We start from the raw sequence: 18,757 nt of genomic DNA, 5'->3' as shown, positions 1-18,757 counted from the left end.
TTCTCCTGTTTTACTGAAAGAAAGCGTTGACTACTTAGTTACTAAGTAAAGATGGAATTTACTTTGAAGGGACACTTGGATTTGGCGGACATACTGAGGAAATTTTTAACAGATTAAGTACGAAGGGTAAAATTGTCTCTACTGATGTAGATCTGAATGCTTTCAATTATTGTAAAAATAAATTTAATAATAAGGATAGAATTAAACTGTATAACTTCAATTTTTCGTTTGTTGATGTTATCGCGAAGATAGAATCGTTAGAGTTCTTTGACGGAATTTTCGCGGACCTGGGAGTTTCTTCTTTTCAACTGGATAATGCCGCAGCAGGTTTTTCTTACAGTGTTGATTCAGCACTGGATCTCCGATTAGATAAAAGCTTCAAGAAAACTGCTGCGGATTTTATTAATGAGGAATCCGAAGATAAAATCGCCGATGTAATTTACAATTATGGTGAAGAGAAAAATTCAAGAAAAATAGCGCATCAGATTTCTTTAGCTCGTGATAAAAAAAGAATTGAATCTACTGATGAATTAAAAAAAATAATTGCATCGGTAACTAACCCGAAGTATCTGACTAAAACATTATCACGTGTTTTCCAGGCGTTGCGAATATATGTTAATGATGAGCTTGCTGTACTAAAATCATTTCTTAATAATTCTTTGCCTGTATTAAGAAAGGGCGGAAGATTGGTTGTAATCAGTTATCATTCTCTTGAAGATAGGATCGTAAAAGATTTCTTTAAATACGAAAACCTGAGTTGTGTTTGTCCTCCAGATTCGCCGATTTGTAATTGTGGTAAAGTGAAAAGATTAAATATTCTTACAAAAAAACCGATTGTTCCGTCAGAATTTGAAATATTAAATAATAAACGAGCGCGCAGTGCAAAATTGAGAGTTGCTGAGAGAATATGAAACAAACTTCTAAACCTTTAATTGTTGTTATTGCTTCTTTTTTGATTTTAATAACAATCATAATTCTCATCGTACAGGGAATGCGTTTAAAATATGAAGAACTACAGCGTGAACTAACGCAGTTAGAGAATATAATAAAAACAGAAAAGACTGTTATGGTAGGACTAAAAGCGAACTATCAAATGCTTACTGCAGAAGATTTGGTAAAGAAGTATGCTGTGCTCGAATTAGGTCTGACCGATACTACAAATGATGAGGAAAATAGAATTACTATTCTGAAATCAGACATCATTGAACTCTCAGAAAATGCTGGAATTCCGAATGAATAATTCCCGGGTTCTTTTAGTGCTGATTTTTACAATGCTTCTATTCGGTGCATTAGTGTACAGATTAATTAATCTTCAAATTGTAAAAAGTGATGAACTTAGTTATTTCGCAAAACGACAACAGACCAACACTCAAACAATAAAAGCAGAGCGAGGGTTTATCTTTGACCGGAATGAGGTTTTACTGGTATATAATAGAAATGATTATTCTTTCTTTGTTGATCTACGCATGCTTCCTCAGACCGAGAAAACTAAACTTGCCGGCATCTTTTCAAAAGTTATCGGAAAAAGTAAGAAACATTATTTAAATCTTATGAGAGGAACAGGGAAGACCATCTGTCTTGAGAAAAAAGTCTCCTTTGAAAAATCAGTTAACCTTTTTGAATATAAGAATCACGCATTCTTTTATGTTGAAGAACCCGTGAGTGTCTTCCATTATGGCTCACTCGCTTCACATATCATCGGGTACGTTGATAATGATTATAAAGGAGTTAACGGAATTTCAAAAAGTTTTGATCACATCTTAAAAGGAAGAGACGGATTCAGGATAGTAGAACGAAATGCTATGGGGGATATAATTTCAATTTCAGAAAATGAAACTCAACCTTCAGTTCCTGGCGATGATATTTATCTCACAATTGATAAGAGATATCAGGCAATCGCAGAAGAGGAACTCAAAGAAAGTTTAAAGTCAAATGGCGGTGAATCTGCAACTTGCATTATTATGAATCCAAATTCGGGCGAGATACTTGCTTTAGCAAATATCAACGATTATGATCCAAATAATTTCTGGGAATACAATGATTTTGAAAGGAAGAACCGGGCAATTACAGATTCTTACGAACCAGGATCAACTTTTAAGGTTATAACACTTGCTGCATTACTGGAAGAAAAAGCTTGTAATGAAGCTGAAAGAATTAATGTCGAAAACGGAGTTTACAAATTCAGAAACAACTACATCAGAGATACACATAAGTTTGAATCATTAACCGTCAGGGAAATTATTGAAGAATCGAGTAACATTGGTATAGCCAAACTGGTCCAGCGGATTAGTGATGAAAAATATTATCAATATGTGCGGGGCTTTGGATTTGGAACCTTTACATCAATCTCACTTCCGGGTGAAGTTACTGGAAAACTCGTAGAACTTGACAAATGGTCTAAACTAACAAAAACTTACATGTCTCACGGATATAATATTTCGGTTACACCTCTTCAATTAACTAATGCTTTCTGTGCTGTGGTAAATGGCGGTATCTTGTATCGTCCACAAATTGTCAAGAGGCAAGTTGATAAAAATGGAAAAATAGTAGAAGAGTTTTCACCTGTTGCGGTTAGAAGAGTAGTTTCAGAAAAAACATCCGAGCGAATGCGAAATATTTTATTGGGAGCTGTTGAAAACGGAACTGGCAGCCAGGCAAAAATCGAATCGCTTTCTATTGGAGGAAAAACAGGAACTTCAAAACTCGTAATTGATGGTAAATATTCTAATACTCAATACTATTCTTCATTCATAGGATTTTATCCTGCTGATAAACCGGAAATTGTGTGCTTTGTCTTGATCAATAAACCAAAAGGGCAGTACTATGGCGGAGCCGTTTCAGCCCCGGTTTTTAAAAAAATAATTTCAAGAATTCATGATTTGGAAAATGGGATGTACGATAACTCTGTTCCTCATCAGGATATTAAAATTACTGAACACAAGGGTGACTCTTTTAACGACAATATTGTTGAACTTGAATCGAAAAACAGATCTTCTATCACAGGCACACAGAATATTTTCATCTCCAGCAGAGGAAAAAATCTGATGCCAGATTTAACAGGAAAAACAATAAAGGAGGCGATATTAATATTAAATGATTTAAAAATTAAATGGTCTGTATCAGGTTCGGGAGTTGTAACTGAGCAAAGTATTTCCCCCGGAAACGCAATAGATAAAAAGAAAACCTGCATACTTACTTGTTCTCCGATAACTCCTACAGGTGCAAGGATATATTAATGTTACTGAACGAATTATTAAATAAAGTTACCTCAATTCAGGTTATTGGAACTCCACCTCATCAGGAAGTAACCGGGATCGAGTATGATTCAAGAAAAGTAGCAGACGGTTCTGTTTTTGTGGCTATTAAAGGATATAAAACTGATGGTCATCTGTTTGTACAGGATGCACTGAATAAAAAAGCTATTGCAGTAGTGTTGGAAAACAGTGATGCAATACCTGATTCACTTGTAAATCATTTAAAAGTAATTAAGATAATTGTTGAAGATGGTCGCAGAGCATTAGCAGAATTATCTAAAGCCTTTTTCGACAACCCATCAAAAAAACTAAGATTAATTGGTATAACAGGAACAAATGGAAAAACGACGACATCCTATTTTCTAAAAAACATATACGAGACATCCGGTTATAAAGTTGGTTTGATAGGAACAATTTCGAACTACATTGGTAAAGAAAAAATAGAATCACGTCTGACAACTCCGGAATCGAATGATCTGAATAAAATGTTAAACCGGATACATACTTCGGGATGTGATTTTGCTGTTATGGAAGTTTCTTCTCATTCACTTGTTCTTAAAAGAGTGTATGGATTGGATTTTACATTCGCTGTGTTCACAAATATTACAGCCGAACATCTTGATTTTCACGGCGACTTCCAGAATTATCTTAATGCAAAGAAAATTTTATTCGATTCTCTGCCTGTTTCTTCATCTGCATTATTTAATCTGGATGATCTTCATAGCATTGATGTTATAAAAGATTGTCCGGCACTTAAATATTCATTTGGAATGAATACAAACTCTCAATTCAGAATTTCAAATATCAATTGTGGTCTTTCAGGAACATCATTCACAATTAATTATGAAAATAAAGATTACCAGTTAAAGACTACTCTTGTAGGAGATTTTAATGCATACAATGCTGCGGGCGCATTTGCTGCCGCCAAACTTTCAGGAATAAAGGACGATGTTATTGCTAAAGGAATATCAACTACTCCGCAGGTACCAGGAAGATTTGAAGTTCTTGCGAACGGAACAAGAAAAATAATTATTGATTATTCACACACACCGGATAGTCTTGAAAAAACTTTGATGGTAATTAGAAAAATTACCGATAAAAAAAATCCGGTCTTTACAGTATTTGGCTGCGGCGGAAACCGCGATAAACTTAAACGTCCATTAATGGGTAAAATAGCAACTGAACTCAGTGATGATGTTATTGTTACATCCGATAATCCGCGGAATGAAAATCCTTCAGAAATTATTGAAGATATAAAAGCAGGGATAACAACTGATAATTATAAGGTTATTGAAGACAGAGAAAAAGCAATTGAAGAAGCTATTAAGAAGAGCCAGAAAAATTCTGTGATACTCATTGCAGGAAAAGGTCACGAGGATTATCAGGAAATCGGAAATGTAAGACATCATTTCTCTGATAAAGAGATTGCAAAAAAATATCTTGGAATTTGAAAAAAGTTCACCTGAACATAGAAGATATTTTCAATCTGACCAGTTCAGTGATCTATGAACCTGATAAGTTAAAAAGAATTGATTATGTATCAATTGATTCAAGAAAAATTAAAAAAAACACTTTATTTATTGCACTGAAAGGAAAACGGCTGGATGGACATAAATTCATTGATGATGCAATTAAAAACGGTGCCGCGGTTGTAATGATCAATCATAAAAATTTAAATCAATTTAAAAGTGTTCAGGTGCCAATAATATCTGTGAAAGATTCAACCTATGCACTTGGTGAAGTAGCAAGAATTTGGCGAAAAAAATTAAATACTAAAATCATCGGGATAACCGGTAGTTCCGGAAAAACTACAGTAAAAGAAATGATCGCAGAATTGCTTTCTGAAAAATTCAGTGTTAATAAAACAGTATCGAATAATAATAATCATATCGGTGTGCCGTTAACAATTTTAAATACAAACGATACTCACCAGATTTTGGTTGCAGAACTTGGCACAAACCATTTTGGTGAGATTCCATACACTGCAAAAATATTGTCACCGGATTATAGCCTGATAACTAATATTAGTGTCTCACATCTTGAATTTTTGAAATCGATAAACGGTGTTTGGAAAGAGAAATCGTTTCTGTTTGAAGAGACAATTAAAAATGGCGGAAAAGTTTTTTTGAATTATGATGACCCAATAATTAAAGCAAAACATTACAGACAAGGCGAGCATCTTAGCTATGGTTTCTCCGGTAAAACAGATGTTCGGGCTAATCTAAAAAACTATAGTGACGATGGTAAACCTGTAATTGAAATTAATTGTAAGAAAAAACATTTTGATATCACACTGCCAATTTATGGCGAACAATCTGCAAAAAATTTTCTTGCAGCCTGCACCGTTGCTTTAGAGATGGGATTATCGATTGAAGAAATTAAGAACGCTGCGAAGAGATTAAAAGCTCCCGCAGGCAGACTCGATGTTCAAAAGTATAAAAAATTTATTTTGATAGATGATACATACAACGCAAATCCCGATTCAACTAAAGCAGCAATCGAATTAGTTGGAAGGATAAAAACATTCAAAAGAAAAATTTTATTTCTCGGAAATATGTTTGAGCTTGGCAGTAGAAGCATTAAGCTACACGAAGGTTTAATTGAACAAATCAGAAAATCAGGTATTAATGAAGTTTATACAATCGGATCACTAATGAAATATCTGAATAAAAAACTGATAACAACGAATATTAAATCACGTCATTTTTCAAATAGAAAACTACTTGTCAATTTTATAAATGGAATGAGTTTAGATAATTCAGTAGTGCTTGTTAAAGGTTCACGAGGAATGAAGATGGAAGAATTTGTTTCAGTCATCAAAAGAAAAATTATGAACTGATGCTTTACTATTTATTTGAATATATAAATAAACTTTATTCACCTCCGGGATTTAACATATTCCGGTTCCTGACATTCAGGTCAGCATTAGCAGCAATAACAGGATTGTTTTTGGCATTTTATCTCGGACCAAAAATAATTCGTGCATTACAGAAGAATCAGATTGGTGAAGCAAAAAAGCAAGATGCTCCTCAAACTCATTGGTCAAAAGCTGGAACACCCACGATGGGAGGATTAATAATAATTTTTTCTGCAGTTGTGCCGGTTTTGCTTTGGGGTGACTTAACAAGCATATATATAATATTAATTCTTGGTGGTACTGTTTGGTTGAGTCTCGTTGGTTTTGTTGATGATTATCTGAAAGTAGTAAAAAAATTTCCAAAAGGTTTGATCGGCAGATATAAAATCATTGGTCAGATTATTATTGGACTGGTTGTTGGTGCAGTAATTTATTTCTCTCCCGAGTTTGCAAATTACAACACATTAACCACCGTACCATTTTTAAAAAATGTTAATCTTGATCTTTCAATTTTTTATATACCAGTTGTCATATTTATTATAACAGCAACTTCAAATGCAGTGAACTTAACTGACGGATTAGATGGGCTTGCAATCGGAATTATTGCGATAGTAATGATTGCACTTGCATTTCTAAGCTATGTTAGCGGCAACATAATTTTTGCAGATTACCTGAACATAATTTATTTACCCGGCTCGGGTGAGCTAACTGTGTTTGTTGCAGCTTTAGTTGGTGCGTCGCTTGGATTTCTTTGGTACAACGCATATCCGGCTCAGGTTTTTATGGGTGATACCGGTTCGCTTGCACTTGGCGGCGCGTTTGGGATTCTTGCTGTGCTTATTAAGAAAGAATTGTTCATCCCGATTCTTGGTGGCGTTTTTTTTATGGAGACAATTTCAGTTATCGTTCAAAAAGTTTATTTCAAATACACAAAAAAAAAATTTGGACAGGGCAGGAGAGTTTTTAAAATGGCTCCAATTCATCATCACTTTGAATTGCTGGGATGGGCGGAGCCAAAAATTGTTGTTCGCTTTTACATCATTGCGATCATCCTGGCTATTGTAACTCTTGTTTCATTTAAGATAAGATAATGGACATAAAAGGCAAGAAAATATCTGTAATAGGAGCTGCAAGAAGTGGTGTCGGTGCCGCTAAACTGGTCAAGCAGCTTGGAGGTGTTCCATTTGTCAGCGATATGAGTTCGAAGGAAAAAATATATGATGCACTGAATCAACTCGAAATTGAAAAAATTGATTTTGAGTTCGGGGGACACTCGGACAGAGTATATGAATCATCGCTTATGATTGTCAGTCCGGGTGTTCCCAACGATTCACAGGTTGTGAAGACCGCACGAGCTAAAAAAATTAATTTAGTCAGTGAGATTGAGTTTGCATATCATTATTGCAAAGGCAAAATTATTGCCATAACAGGAACTAATGGTAAAACAACTACCACAAGTTTATGCGGACATGTTTTTAACACTTGTGGTTACAAAACTCATGTTGCAGGAAATATTGGTTTGGCATTTAGTGAAATCGTGCTTGATGTCAGAGAAGGTGAATTCGTTTCTCTTGAAGTTTCAAGCTTTCAACTGGATATGATAAATAGATTTAAACCTGCGGCAGCAATGATTCTGAATATTACACCCGATCATTTGAACAGATATGAGAACAGTGTTGATAAATATGCACAGTCAAAGCAAAGGATTTATTCAAACCAGGACGAAAAAGATTTTTTGATACTGAATAAAGACAGTAATGCTGTAATGAATTATTTAGCTGATCATAAAAGTAAAACGATTTATTTCTCTTTAATGGATGAACAGTTAAACGGATGTTCTTTAACTGATGATAAAGTAATTTTTAAACTTGATGGTAAAGAAGAATTTATCTGTTCCAGAAACGATATTAAAATCAGAGGTGAACACAACCTTGCAAACGCAATGTCAGTTATCTGCGCTGCAAAAGTATTTAATCTTAGTAACGAAGGAATCATAAAAGGACTTCAAACATTCGAAAGTGTTGAACATCGTTTAGAACTTGTGAGGCAGATTAATGACGTTAAATATATAAATGATTCAAAAGCAACGAATGTTGATTCTGTATGGTATGCATTAAAAAGTTTTGATGAACCAATTTTACTGATACTTGGCGGGCAGGATAAAGGAAACGATTATAATCAGATAAAAGAACTTGTTCTTCAGAAAGTAAAAAAGATTTATGCAATTGGTTCTTCAGCAGAAAAAGTATTCAACTTCTTTCATCATGATGTAAAAGTTGAAATTGAAAAATCACTTGAAGATGCTGTTAAAAATTCGGGCAGGGAAGCACACAGCGGTGATGTGGTTTTACTGTCACCGGCTTGTGCAAGTTTTGATATGTTTAATAACTATGAACATCGTGGAAAAGTTTTTAAAGAGGCTGTAAACAAACTATAATGAAAAAATTAGGATTGACAATTTTCTTTGATGTATTTGTGCTGATGCTGCTTGGACTGACTATCGTTTTGAGCGCAAGCAGCACTTATAGCGTATTCAAATTTGATAGTGTGTTCTATTTATTTAAATCACACCTCTTCAAAGTTTTTTTAGGAATCGGTGCAATTATACTTTTTGCTTTTATTCCTTATGAATATTACAGACGATTGAGCAAGCCAGCAATTATCGCGACTGCATTTTTGCTTATAGTTACACTTCTGTTTGCGCCAAACATCAAGGGTGCGAACAGGTGGTTAAACCTTGGTATTATAACAGTCCAACCGGCTGATATTGCTAAACTTGTTCTTGTGATTCACCTTGCACTTTTATTGGAAGTCAAAGCAAACGTCATTGACAACTACAGACATGGATTTTTGTATTTGTATATCTGGATTATCGGCATTTCCGGATTGATAATGCTTCAACCAAATATAAGCAGCGGTATTATGCTGATATTAATTTCACTTACTGTTATTTATACCGGCGGTGCTAAACTTAAACATATTCTTGTTTCGATGATGTTCAGCGGTATAGTTATCGGATCTGCAGCGATGATTTATCCACATTCAAGATCAAGAGTTTTTTCTTTTGTTGATTCAATTACAACCGGTGGTGATTTAAATTTCCAGGTGAAACAAGCGCTTTACAGTCTTGGCAGTGGTGGAATTTTTGGTGTGGGAATCGGAAATAGTATGCAAAGCAATCTGTTTCTCCCCGAAGCTTACGGCGATTTTATCTTTGCAATTCTTGGTGAAGAACTCGGACTGATCGGATCAATTGCCGTTCTGATCGCGTATCTCGTGCTTTTAGTCTGCGGAATTTTAGTTGCAAAAAAAACGAAAGATCAGTTCGGAAAATTATTGGCTTTTGGAATTACGATTTCAATAGTGTTTTATGCTTTTATGAATGTTGCTGTAACTACAGGAGTTCTGCCAACTACCGGACTTCCGCTGCCATTTATAAGCTACGGCGGAACTTCATTGATATTTCTTTGTGTGAGTGTTGGAATACTGATCAACATTGCTTTTACAAATCACATGCGGCAGAATGGTGTAATTCATATCCAGGATCAAAATCCTGTTCAAGGAATTAGCAGATGAGTAATGTTCAAACCAAATACCGTTTTTTATTTGCTGGTGGTGGTACCGGTGGTCATCTCTTTCCGGCGATCGCTGTTGCAGAACAAATCAAAGAAATAAAACCAGAAGCTGATATTCTTTTTATTGGTACAAAGGAAAGGATTGAAGGTCGGGTTGTTCCGAAGCTTGGCTTTAAATTCAGATCCATCTGGATAAAAGGATTTTCAAGAAAAATTAATATTGAGAATCTGTTATTCCCTGTAAAACTTTTTGTTTCGATGATTCAATCGTTATTGATAAATATGTCATTCAAACCTAAAGTTGCCATTGGCTCAGGTGGATATGTTGCTGGTCCTGCAATATGGGCTGCTAATGTTATGGGAGCTAAAATTATTCTGCTTGAACAAAACAGTTATCCGGGAGTGACAACCCGCTTACTGGAAAAATATGCTGATGAGGTTCATCTGAGTTTTCTGGAATCAGAAAAATATTTGAGGAAGAAAAATATTCATCATAATACAGGTAATCCAGTAAGAGAAAATCTTGGAAGATTAGACAGGTTCGCTGCCCTGAAAATATTTGGATTATCCAATGAAAAAAAAACTTTACTCGTACTTGGCGGAAGCCTTGGAGCAAGAACAATTAATGAAGCGATGTCAGTTAGTATGAATACTTTAAAAGAAAGTGATATCCAGGTAATATGGCAAACCGGAAAAAATTATTATGATCAGTTCAAACATATCAGCAACGATTCAATAAAAGTTTATGACTTCATCGAAGATATGAATGCTGCTTACTCAGTCTGTGATCTTCTTCTTGCAAGAGCCGGTGCAACCACAATTGCTGAAATGTTGAATCTTGGAATTCCTGCGATACTTGTTCCGTCACCAAATGTTGCGGAGAATCATCAATATCATAATGCAAAATCGTTAGCAGATAACCACGCCGCTATTCTAATTGAAGATGAAAAACTGAAAACTGAATTACTCAGGAATGTGCTTGCGCTTTTGAATTCAGAGAGTTCGCTTTCAGAAATAAGAACAAATGCTTTGAAGATGGCAAAGCCGGATGCTGCAAAAGTGATAGCAAAGAACGCAATAAATTTTGCGGAGGCAGTTTGAACAACGGTGATCAAAAGAGAAGAATATTTAAATACAATTTATCGTTTTATTATAAATCAACAATTATTTATTTCATTGTGTTCATTCTTTATGGCGTGATAAGAGGTGAGTTCATTAAGGATTCTTACACTCTGATTACCCGGGATCCGATTTTATATTTTCTGGCAATCATTCTTGTAATATCAGTAGCTGCGTTGGTTTATAATCTGATCAGGAATATGTACATAGAAATTTCGGATGATGAAATCGTTTTTGCAGATCGCTTCAAGTCAAAATCTTATAAGACTGAGCAAGTCTGGAAAATAAAATTTTCAAGACAGGTAAGAACCAGTAATTCTCCGGCATTCAGGACTGCAAGAATTAAAGTCAATGGAAGAGTGAGACCTGTAATTATCAGATTTTCAGATTACGAAAATCAGGATGAACTTTTACTGAGAATAGAAGAATTAAAATCTAAAGTAGAAAAAAGAAGTGTTTAAAAGTATTAAGAAAATACATTTCGTTGGAATTGGTGGTATCGGGATGAGCGGTATTGCGGAAATTCTCATGAATCAGGGATTCGAAGTATCCGGTTCAGACCTTCATCTTTCTGAAGTAACCAAAAGACTAGAAGAGCTCGGTGCAAAAATTTATGAAGGACACTCAGCCGAAAATGTGAAAGATGTTGACGTACTTGTTTATTCATCCGCAGTTATTCCTGACAATCCTGAAGTAAGAGCCGCTTCAGATAAAAATATCCCGATAATTAAACGTGCAGAAATGCTTGCTGAAACAATGAGGATGCAGTACGGAATTGGTATTGCCGGAACTCACGGAAAAACAACTACTACTTCGATGGTTGGTTTAACTTTAACAGAAGGTGGAATTGATCCCACAATTATTGTTGGCGGAAAATTGAGTGGTCTTGGTGGAACAAATGCGAGACTCGGTAATGGTGAATTCATTGTTGTTGAAGCAGATGAGTTTGACAGAACATTTTTAAAGCTTACACCTACTATTGCTGCAATTACTACACTTGAAAGAGAACATCTCGATACTTACAAGGATATCGATGATATTAAAACAGCATTCATCGAGTTTGCAAACAAAGTTCCGTTTTATGGTTTTGTTGTTATTTGTCTTGATGAACCAGCACTTCAGGATATTATCCCATCAATTAATAAAACAGTATTCACGTATGGAATTACTGCACAGGCAGATGTTCGTGCAATCGATATTGAATTTGAAGGATTCAGCGGAAAATATACTGTTATCTACAAGGGAAAAGAACTCGGACAAATTAAACTTAACATCCCCGGCGAACATTATGTTAAAAATTCATTGGTGGCAGTTACAATTGGAATGGAGCTCGGAATAAATTTCAACACAATCAAACAAGCTCTGGAAAAATTCACAGGCGTTTACAGAAGATTTGAAACAAAATATCAGAATGATATTCTTGTCCTTGATGATTATGCACACCATCCAACTGAGACTGCTGCAACACTCGCAGGGATAAGAGCTGCGTGGGACAGAAGATTGGTAGTAGTTTTTCAGCCTCATCTCTATTCACGAACACGCGATTTTTATCAGGATTTTGGAAGGTCTTTTTTGAACTCTGATGTTTTTCTGTGCACAGATATTTATCCTGCAAGAGAGAAACCAATTGATGGAATCAATGGTGAGATGATCGCAAATATCACAAAGAAATACGGTCATAAAAATGTGATTTATGTTCAGGATAAAAAAGATATTCCCCAAAAATTAATGGAACTAAAAAAGAAAGACGATATAATAGTTACAATGGGAGCTGGTGACATCTGGAAATACGGAGAGAAATTTGTTGAATTACTTAAGGAGGTAAAACATTGAGCGAAAGAAAAAGTAAATTTTTTGGACTCGCTGTCTTTTTAATGCTTGTCTTCGGATTTTCATATCTGATAATTACTGGTTCTAATTCCAGTGCAAAAGAAATATACAGTCGGATTGAAATCAACGGAAATAATCTGCTTGATGCTGCCGAATATCTTCGTTATGCGGGTCTGATTGATTCTACAGAATTTAATGACTTAACACTGTTAGAAGTAAAACAAAAAATTGAAAAACATCCCTACCTAAGAAAAGCGGAAGTTGAATTCGATGGTGTAAACACAATCCTGGTTGAGGTTCAAGAGAAAGAGATAAAAGCCGCTCTGCTTCAAAAGAATGAATTAAAACTTTTGACCGGTGATTTGAAAATACTTCCGCTTTTCCCCCCTGCTGAAATAGAAAGTTTGCCGGTTATCTCAAGCATGCAAACTAAAAGCAAAAAAAGTTTTAATGAAAAGGAAATTAATTTTGCTTTCAGGATTATTGATGCAATCAGCATGAGTGATACGAGCATGCGAAAAAATCTTGCTGAGATAAATTTGAGGAAAGGTGGAGACGTTATACTTACTTTTACCGGATTAAAATTTCCGGTTTTGTTTGGAAAGAGTGATGAAGTCCTGAAGACACTAGTACTAAAAGATTTATGGAATCAACTGATCAATGCAGAAAATAATTATGAAAAAATTGATTATGTGGATCTCAGATATAAAAACAAAGTATTCATCGGTAAACGAAAAATAGAGTTGGCAAACAGATGAAAAAAGAAGTTATTGCTGGAATCGATTTAGGTACAACTAAAGTTTGTGCAGTAATTGCAGAACTGGAAGAAGGAAAACAATCTTTTAATATTCTTGGTTTTGGAATTGCTCCTTCTGAAGGTTTACATAAAGGTCTTGTTGCAAATATCGGAAAGACTTCTGAAGCAATTAAGGAAGCAATGTCTATTGCAACAAACCGTGCCGGGTTAAATATCACTTCAGTTAATGTTGGCGTAGCAGGCGAACACATTACCAGCATAAGACACAGAAACTATGTAACAATAAGCAGTGAAGAAAAAGAAATAACTAAAAAAGATCTCGAACGATTAGAAGCTGATGTCAGAACAATAAGGATTCCTTCAGACAGACAGATACTTCACATAATTCCCGAAGAATTTTCTGTCGATCATCAACCCGGAATAGAAAATCCGATTGGTATGTCTGGTTCACGATTGGAAGCGAGCAATCATGTAGTTCTTGCATCAATTCCTGCAATACAAAACATAAAAAAATCTGTGGAGCGTTCCGGATTAAAGGTAAAAGACTATATTCTTCAACCAATCGCTTCAAGCACATCAGTTCTGGAAGATAGTGAAAAAGATCTTGGTGTTGTTCTTTTGGATATTGGCGGAGGAACAACTGATATAGCTATTTATCATAAAAAGTCTATCAAGCATACTAAAGTTATTGGCATCGCCGGCAACCAGGTAACTAATGATATTCGTGAATCGCTTGGAGTTGTTACAGAAGAAGCAGAGAAATTGAAAAAGGAATACGGGTATGCTATCGAAACAGCAATCATTAAAGATGAAGATATATTGATTAAGGGTGTTGGAGCCAGAGGAAATACAAAAATCCCGATAAGTCTTCTAACCCAAATTATAAGTCTGAGAATGAGAGAATTATTTACGCTAATTGATAATGAAATAAGAAGTGCAGGATACAAGAATAAAGTGAAAGCAGGAATTGTTTTAACAGGAGGAGGATCGCTGCTGCGCGGTTGTCCTGAATTAGCTGAAGAAGTTTTTGGATTACCTGCACGGATTGGAGTTCCACAGGAACTTGGTGAGGGTCTGTCCAATGAAATTGAAAGTCCGGAGTTTGCTACCGTTGCAGGATTGATTAAAGGAATACCGGGCGGTAAATCCAGTGAATATCAGATTATTAAAAGAAAAAAAGAAGCTAAGAACTCAATTAAACTATTTGTAAAAAGAGTACAGGAATTTTTTGATGAATTATAAAAAATCTAATACAGGAGGGTCCATGATAAAGTTCGCCACTCTCGATAGAGAAAAACCAATGTCTGCCGTTCTCAAAGTAATTGGAGTCGGAGGCGGAGGATGCAATGCTCTGGGAAGTATGATTGCCAGAGGTTTAAATGGTGTTGAGTATGTTGCTGTTAATACCGATGCACAGGTGTTGGAAAGCAGTAAGGCACATCACAAAATTCAGGTTGGAACAAATATTACGCGAGGTTTGGGTGCTGGTGCTGATCCTAATATCGGCAGAAAAGCGGTTGAAGAAGACCGGGATAAAATTGCTTCAGTACTTTCAGGAAGTGATATGGTATTCATTACTGCAGGAATGGGTGGCGGAACAGGAACAGGTGGCGCGCCAATTATCGCATCTGTTGCACAAAGTATCGGGGCGTTAGTCGTTGGAATTGTTACTAAACCTTTTCGATGGGAAGGTAAAACACGAATGATAAATGCTGATGAAGGAATTAAAGAATTAAGAAAACATGTTGACAGTTTAATAGTTATTCCTAATGAAAGAATATTGAATATTCTTGATGGTAACATAAATGCGTTTGCCGCATTCGACAAACCAAATGAAGTACTCTATGAAGCAACAAGAGGTATTGCTGATATAATTACTGTTGAAGGATTAATCAATGTTGATTTTGCAGATGTTCGTGCGGTAATGAATCAAAGCGGCGAAGCTTTAATGGGTTGCGGAATCGCAAGCGGTGAAAATCGTGCAATCGAAGCAGCTCAAAAAGCAATTTCAAGTCCTCTTCTCGAAGGCGTGAACATCAGAGGTGCGAAGAGTGTACTGCTGAATATTTCAGGATCCAGCAATCTCACACTTCAGGAAATTAATGAAGGTAATAATGTAATCTTCGAAGCTGCTGGTGAGGAAGCAAATGTTATCTTCGGATGTGTAAGAAAAGAGGAAATGAATGACTACGTTTCTTACACCGTGATAGCAACTGGTTTTGACAGTGCAAGAAAAACTTTTGCTCAAAGTAACTTTAAATCCCAGGCGAAGAAATCCGGCGAACAATTAAGCTTCAGAGGTGGATTTAATTTTATGGATGCTTCGACGATTGATAAAGACGATCTGGATGTTCCAACTATTCTGCGGGTAAAAAATAATCCGGCGCAGCCTGAAGAACCTGAAAATGAAGAACCCGAAAATTCACTATCCGAAAAAGCTTCGCGATATAGCTGGGCGAAGGAAAAGATGGAACAAAAAGATCCAAATAAAAAATCCAATGACGATGATGATGAAAGTTCATCGTTCCTGCGGATGATTATGGATTAGAGTTTAATTAAAAATAAATTCTGATTGTTTTGGTTGAGGAGAATTCAGAAAGTTAACTTATAATAATTAAAAACCACGGAGGGTTATATGATGCTGTTGATAATCCTGCTGATAATTTCAGTTGCATTAAATATTGCACTGGTTTTTGGAAAAGTTCGTAGAGATGCTGACGAGGAGATGATAAAAATTAGAATGAAGGAAGGTTTACGGGTTGAATAATCATTTCTGATCATGATCAGAAATAAAAACCAGTTTCAATTTAATCTTTGTAATTCGAGGGTATTATTCGTCAGTAATACGTGACTCAACGAATATGTACTCTTCGTCTTCCTTGTCGTGTTTAATCAGAATTCTGTTTGGTCTGCAGCATACTTCGCAATCTTCAATTAGATCCTGATTACCCTTAATTGTCAGATCAACCCACAATTCGTTTTCTTCACCACAGTACTGACAAATCCAATTTATTACATCATCTGTTTGCATAGTTTCACCTTAGTAATTGTTATTACCTACCGAAACTAAAATAATTTTTAAATCAAACGCAACACTCGCAGTACATTTACAAAAAATGAAAATCAATATTTGTCATGTGTAAAATAAAAATGGCTGTCCAGATTTTTACCGGACAGCCACTCGTTGTTGTATGATCACAATTCTATTTTCAAAAGAAGTTGTGCAGAGATAATTCTACAACTCTCAGACCATTAAGTATTATTTAGAAATCATTACTTAATGATGAAAAACTATGACCGGACACCGATTTAAAGAAATTTCTTTAAATGTCACAAAGGGTTTGGCAGTTTTTTGAGAGTCTTGTTAGGAGGATCAGATTATAATGTTTCCAGAATTCTTAAATTCGTCTGAATCAATGAAAAGCATTTCGCGTGCTATGTCTTCGGAATAACCCAGATATAAAAGGATCAGCAGGTTTTCCTCGTCGGAAAGCTTTTCGCCTTTCTGCTCACGTTCTAGCAACTCTTGGTATTCTTTTTCTGATAATTTTCTCATCAATTTATGTTCACTATTTTATTCAAACTTAATTCTAAAAAGAGTAATTGTCAATGAGCTTATTAAATGCCTGTTAATATTATCTCTTTGATTTTACGAGCGATGTCTTCTGGTGCTCATCATAAATTTTAACAGCATATTCAAGATTAGCAAGTGATTGTTTGTCAGCACTTTGATTCGCCTTATCAATCATTTTTAATACTAAACCAGAAAGTCTATTTTCTATTTTTTCAGCATCAGTGAGGTTTACTTCTTTTATCTCATCCCACTTGTCCTGTTGCTTCCAATTATATAATGTTTTTTTAGAGACACCGGTTTGTTTGACTATGTTATCAAGTGTGTATCTGCTCAAAAATAAGTTCAAACATTTTTTTCTTAATCTACTATCTATCATAACGGACACCTCAAATTTAAATTATTAAGTTAACAATGAAGCAGCTGCTTCGTCGATTAGATCAGTTGACAGTTCATCGCCTGTTTCTTGGACTGTTTTCTTTACCAATGTAATAAGATGTTCGAGTAACCTTCCGTTGTTCTTGCTGACTTGCAAAAAATTATCTGCATACTTTAATGCTTCAGAATAGTTAACTGATAAAATCGCTTTAACATCACTACGTTGAAGCAAGTCTATATCTTTTTGAATGCCGACTCTCGAAAAAAGTTGCTGTAGCTCTCTTCTCGGACCGCGGAGGCGGTCTAATAATTTTTTCGTTCCGACAAGTAACATCCCAATACTCGTAAAATCTTGTATTCTTCTTATTACTTCCAAACAAGAGACAGTGTTATTTTCACTCTCATCAATTATTAAAAGTCTTCTGGTATCCCTCAACTTATCAACAATTTCACTGAAAAGGTTAAAGCTTGGAACAATTTTAGACGATTCATTTTTGTAAGTGTATAAAGGTATTTTCAACTCTTGTGCTATTTGCTGAATCAAAAATTTCTGAGTTACTATCGGGGATACTTCAATTAATATTACGGTTGGATTTTTTTTCTTATATTCTTGAACTGCAATAGTTTTACCACAACCGGCTACACCGGTTATAACACCGATCTTCCCTTCTGTTAAAGCATAGTTTGCAATTGTGAAAATGCTTTTTGCTGCGGTTGTCATTGCAAATTTTAGATGTCCTCTGCTTATCCTGGTCTCGATTGATTTTTCAATATCAAGATAGTTTTCAATTAACGACGCAACCTCTGCGTTGTTTCCAGAATATTTGTTGTTTCTGAATAGTGAAACTGTACCATGCGAGAGTCCTGTATTAGTTGCAATAATTTTATTTGTTAGGGGAGGATTTTGCTTAATGAATTCATTAAGTCTTTCTCTTGTAAGTTGTATTGTAGAATCGCTGATTATTTGTTCATTCATTTTAATCTCACTATTTAAGTGTTAAAAAGTTCTGTTCAATAGTAAGCACATACTTATAAGAATTGAGCATCCTTAAATCTTTCATTTGTGCATCGCTGTTCATCAAAAGAAGCAAAGGAATTTTGTATTGATGAAAATCATAAAACACACGTGAGTAACTTGGCTTAATTTTGTCCGCTTCTTTTATACATATAATTCCGTTATCCAACAAACCAGGAAGCATACAAAAACGGAAATACTTGACTTTGAATTTTTTACCGAGTCTATATCGAAGCATCTCGCCTCTATAAGCATCTGTGCCTTTGATAATAATGTGGTTTTCATCAAGAAGTATTTTTTCAATCTTAGCCTCCTCATCAGGTGGAAGGTTAAAAATAATTCCTATGGCTTTGTGTTTCTTTACACGATCTATTATGCTTAAAATTTTATTCATTACATTC

General features: G+C 35.2%; 19 protein-coding genes. 14 read left to right on the top strand and 5 right to left on the bottom strand.

The window, feature by feature from the left end:
- Nucleotides 1-56 precede the first annotated feature (56 nt).
- Genes rsmH through ftsZ form a run of 14 tightly spaced genes read left to right on the top strand, consistent with a single transcriptional unit; the run spans nt 57 to nt 15,940 of the window.
- A complete protein-coding gene (rsmH, locus tag HND39_01885) occupies nt 57-911 on the top strand; it encodes a 16S rRNA (cytosine(1402)-N(4))-methyltransferase RsmH (protein ID QKJ97847.1) in 855 nt (284 codons plus the stop codon).
- Nucleotides 908-1,240: a hypothetical protein gene (locus HND39_01880; GenBank protein ID QKJ95113.1), complete on the top strand. Its 333-nt coding sequence runs from the start codon at nt 908-910 to the stop codon at nt 1,238-1,240. Before rsmH ends, HND39_01880 begins: the two co-directional genes overlap by 4 nt.
- The gene (locus tag HND39_01875) at nt 1,233-3,236 is read left to right on the top strand and encodes a transpeptidase family protein (protein QKJ95112.1); all 2,004 of its coding nucleotides are present in this window, start codon (nt 1,233-1,235) and stop codon (nt 3,234-3,236) included. The genes HND39_01880 and HND39_01875 overlap by 8 nt, the downstream gene beginning before the upstream one ends.
- Nucleotides 3,236-4,705, top strand: coding sequence for a UDP-N-acetylmuramoyl-L-alanyl-D-glutamate--2,6-diaminopimelate ligase (locus tag HND39_01870; GenBank protein ID QKJ95111.1), 1,470 nt, complete (start codon nt 3,236-3,238; stop codon nt 4,703-4,705). The genes HND39_01875 and HND39_01870 overlap by 1 nt, the downstream gene beginning before the upstream one ends.
- Nucleotides 4,702-6,093, top strand: a complete 1,392-nt coding sequence (gene murF / locus HND39_01865) for a UDP-N-acetylmuramoyl-tripeptide--D-alanyl-D-alanine ligase (GenBank protein ID QKJ95110.1) — start codon at nt 4,702-4,704, stop codon at nt 6,091-6,093. Before HND39_01870 ends, murF begins: the two co-directional genes overlap by 4 nt.
- Nucleotides 6,093-7,202 carry a phospho-N-acetylmuramoyl-pentapeptide-transferase gene (locus HND39_01860; GenBank protein QKJ95109.1) on the top strand — a complete coding sequence of 370 codons (1,110 nt, stop codon included), beginning with the start codon at nt 6,093-6,095 and terminating at the stop codon, nt 7,200-7,202. The genes murF and HND39_01860 overlap by 1 nt, the downstream gene beginning before the upstream one ends.
- Nucleotides 7,202-8,548 carry a UDP-N-acetylmuramoyl-L-alanine--D-glutamate ligase gene (murD, locus tag HND39_01855; protein QKJ95108.1) on the top strand — a complete coding sequence of 449 codons (1,347 nt, stop codon included), beginning with the start codon at nt 7,202-7,204 and terminating at the stop codon, nt 8,546-8,548. The genes HND39_01860 and murD overlap by 1 nt, the downstream gene beginning before the upstream one ends.
- Nucleotides 8,548-9,687: a cell division protein FtsW gene (locus HND39_01850; GenBank protein ID QKJ95107.1), complete on the top strand. Its 1,140-nt coding sequence runs from the start codon at nt 8,548-8,550 to the stop codon at nt 9,685-9,687. The genes murD and HND39_01850 overlap by 1 nt, the downstream gene beginning before the upstream one ends.
- The gene (murG, locus tag HND39_01845) at nt 9,684-10,787 is read left to right on the top strand and encodes an undecaprenyldiphospho-muramoylpentapeptide beta-N-acetylglucosaminyltransferase (GenBank protein QKJ95106.1); all 1,104 of its coding nucleotides are present in this window, start codon (nt 9,684-9,686) and stop codon (nt 10,785-10,787) included. Before HND39_01850 ends, murG begins: the two co-directional genes overlap by 4 nt.
- A complete protein-coding gene (locus HND39_01840) occupies nt 10,784-11,266 on the top strand; it encodes a hypothetical protein (protein ID QKJ95105.1) in 483 nt (160 codons plus the stop codon). The genes murG and HND39_01840 overlap by 4 nt, the downstream gene beginning before the upstream one ends.
- Complete coding sequence (locus HND39_01835) at nt 11,259-12,638, top strand: UDP-N-acetylmuramate--L-alanine ligase (protein QKJ95104.1); 1,380 nt, start codon at nt 11,259-11,261, stop codon at nt 12,636-12,638. Before HND39_01840 ends, HND39_01835 begins: the two co-directional genes overlap by 8 nt.
- Nucleotides 12,635-13,393 (top strand): FtsQ-type POTRA domain-containing protein, encoded by a 759-nt coding sequence (locus tag HND39_01830; GenBank protein ID QKJ95103.1) that lies wholly within the window; start codon nt 12,635-12,637, stop codon nt 13,391-13,393. Before HND39_01835 ends, HND39_01830 begins: the two co-directional genes overlap by 4 nt.
- Nucleotides 13,390-14,634, top strand: coding sequence for a cell division protein FtsA (gene ftsA / locus HND39_01825; protein QKJ95102.1), 1,245 nt, complete (start codon nt 13,390-13,392; stop codon nt 14,632-14,634). Before HND39_01830 ends, ftsA begins: the two co-directional genes overlap by 4 nt.
- 22 nt (nt 14,635-14,656) lie before the next feature.
- Nucleotides 14,657-15,940, top strand: a complete 1,284-nt coding sequence (ftsZ, locus tag HND39_01820) for a cell division protein FtsZ (GenBank protein ID QKJ95101.1) — start codon at nt 14,657-14,659, stop codon at nt 15,938-15,940.
- 282 nt (nt 15,941-16,222) lie between these two features.
- Here ftsZ and HND39_01815 read toward each other — a convergent pair whose 3' ends face one another.
- The 5 genes from HND39_01815 to HND39_01795 form a co-directional block, all read right to left on the bottom strand.
- Nucleotides 16,223-16,423, bottom strand: a complete 201-nt coding sequence (locus HND39_01815; GenBank protein QKJ95100.1) for a CPXCG motif-containing cysteine-rich protein — start codon at nt 16,421-16,423, stop codon at nt 16,223-16,225.
- Between the two features lie 342 nt (nt 16,424-16,765).
- The gene (locus tag HND39_01810) at nt 16,766-16,948 is read right to left on the bottom strand and encodes a hypothetical protein (protein ID QKJ95099.1); all 183 of its coding nucleotides are present in this window, start codon (nt 16,946-16,948) and stop codon (nt 16,766-16,768) included.
- A gap of 79 nt (nt 16,949-17,027) precedes the next feature.
- Entirely contained in the window at nt 17,028-17,342 is a 315-nt protein-coding gene (locus HND39_01805; GenBank protein QKJ95098.1) for a hypothetical protein, read from the bottom strand.
- Nucleotides 17,343-17,366: 24 nt separating this feature from the next.
- Nucleotides 17,367-18,317 carry an AAA family ATPase gene (locus tag HND39_01800; protein QKJ95097.1) on the bottom strand — a complete coding sequence of 317 codons (951 nt, stop codon included), beginning with the start codon at nt 18,315-18,317 and terminating at the stop codon, nt 17,367-17,369.
- Between the two features lie 10 nt (nt 18,318-18,327).
- Nucleotides 18,328-18,750, bottom strand: a complete 423-nt coding sequence (locus tag HND39_01795) for a hypothetical protein (GenBank protein ID QKJ95096.1) — start codon at nt 18,748-18,750, stop codon at nt 18,328-18,330.
- Nucleotides 18,751-18,757: the final 7 nt, after the last annotated feature.

This window comes from Ignavibacteriota bacterium (assembly GCA_013285405.1).
Lineage (GTDB): Bacteria > Bacteroidota > Ignavibacteria > Ignavibacteriales > Ignavibacteriaceae > IGN2.
This window is presented reverse-complemented; position numbering and strand designations above follow the sequence as displayed.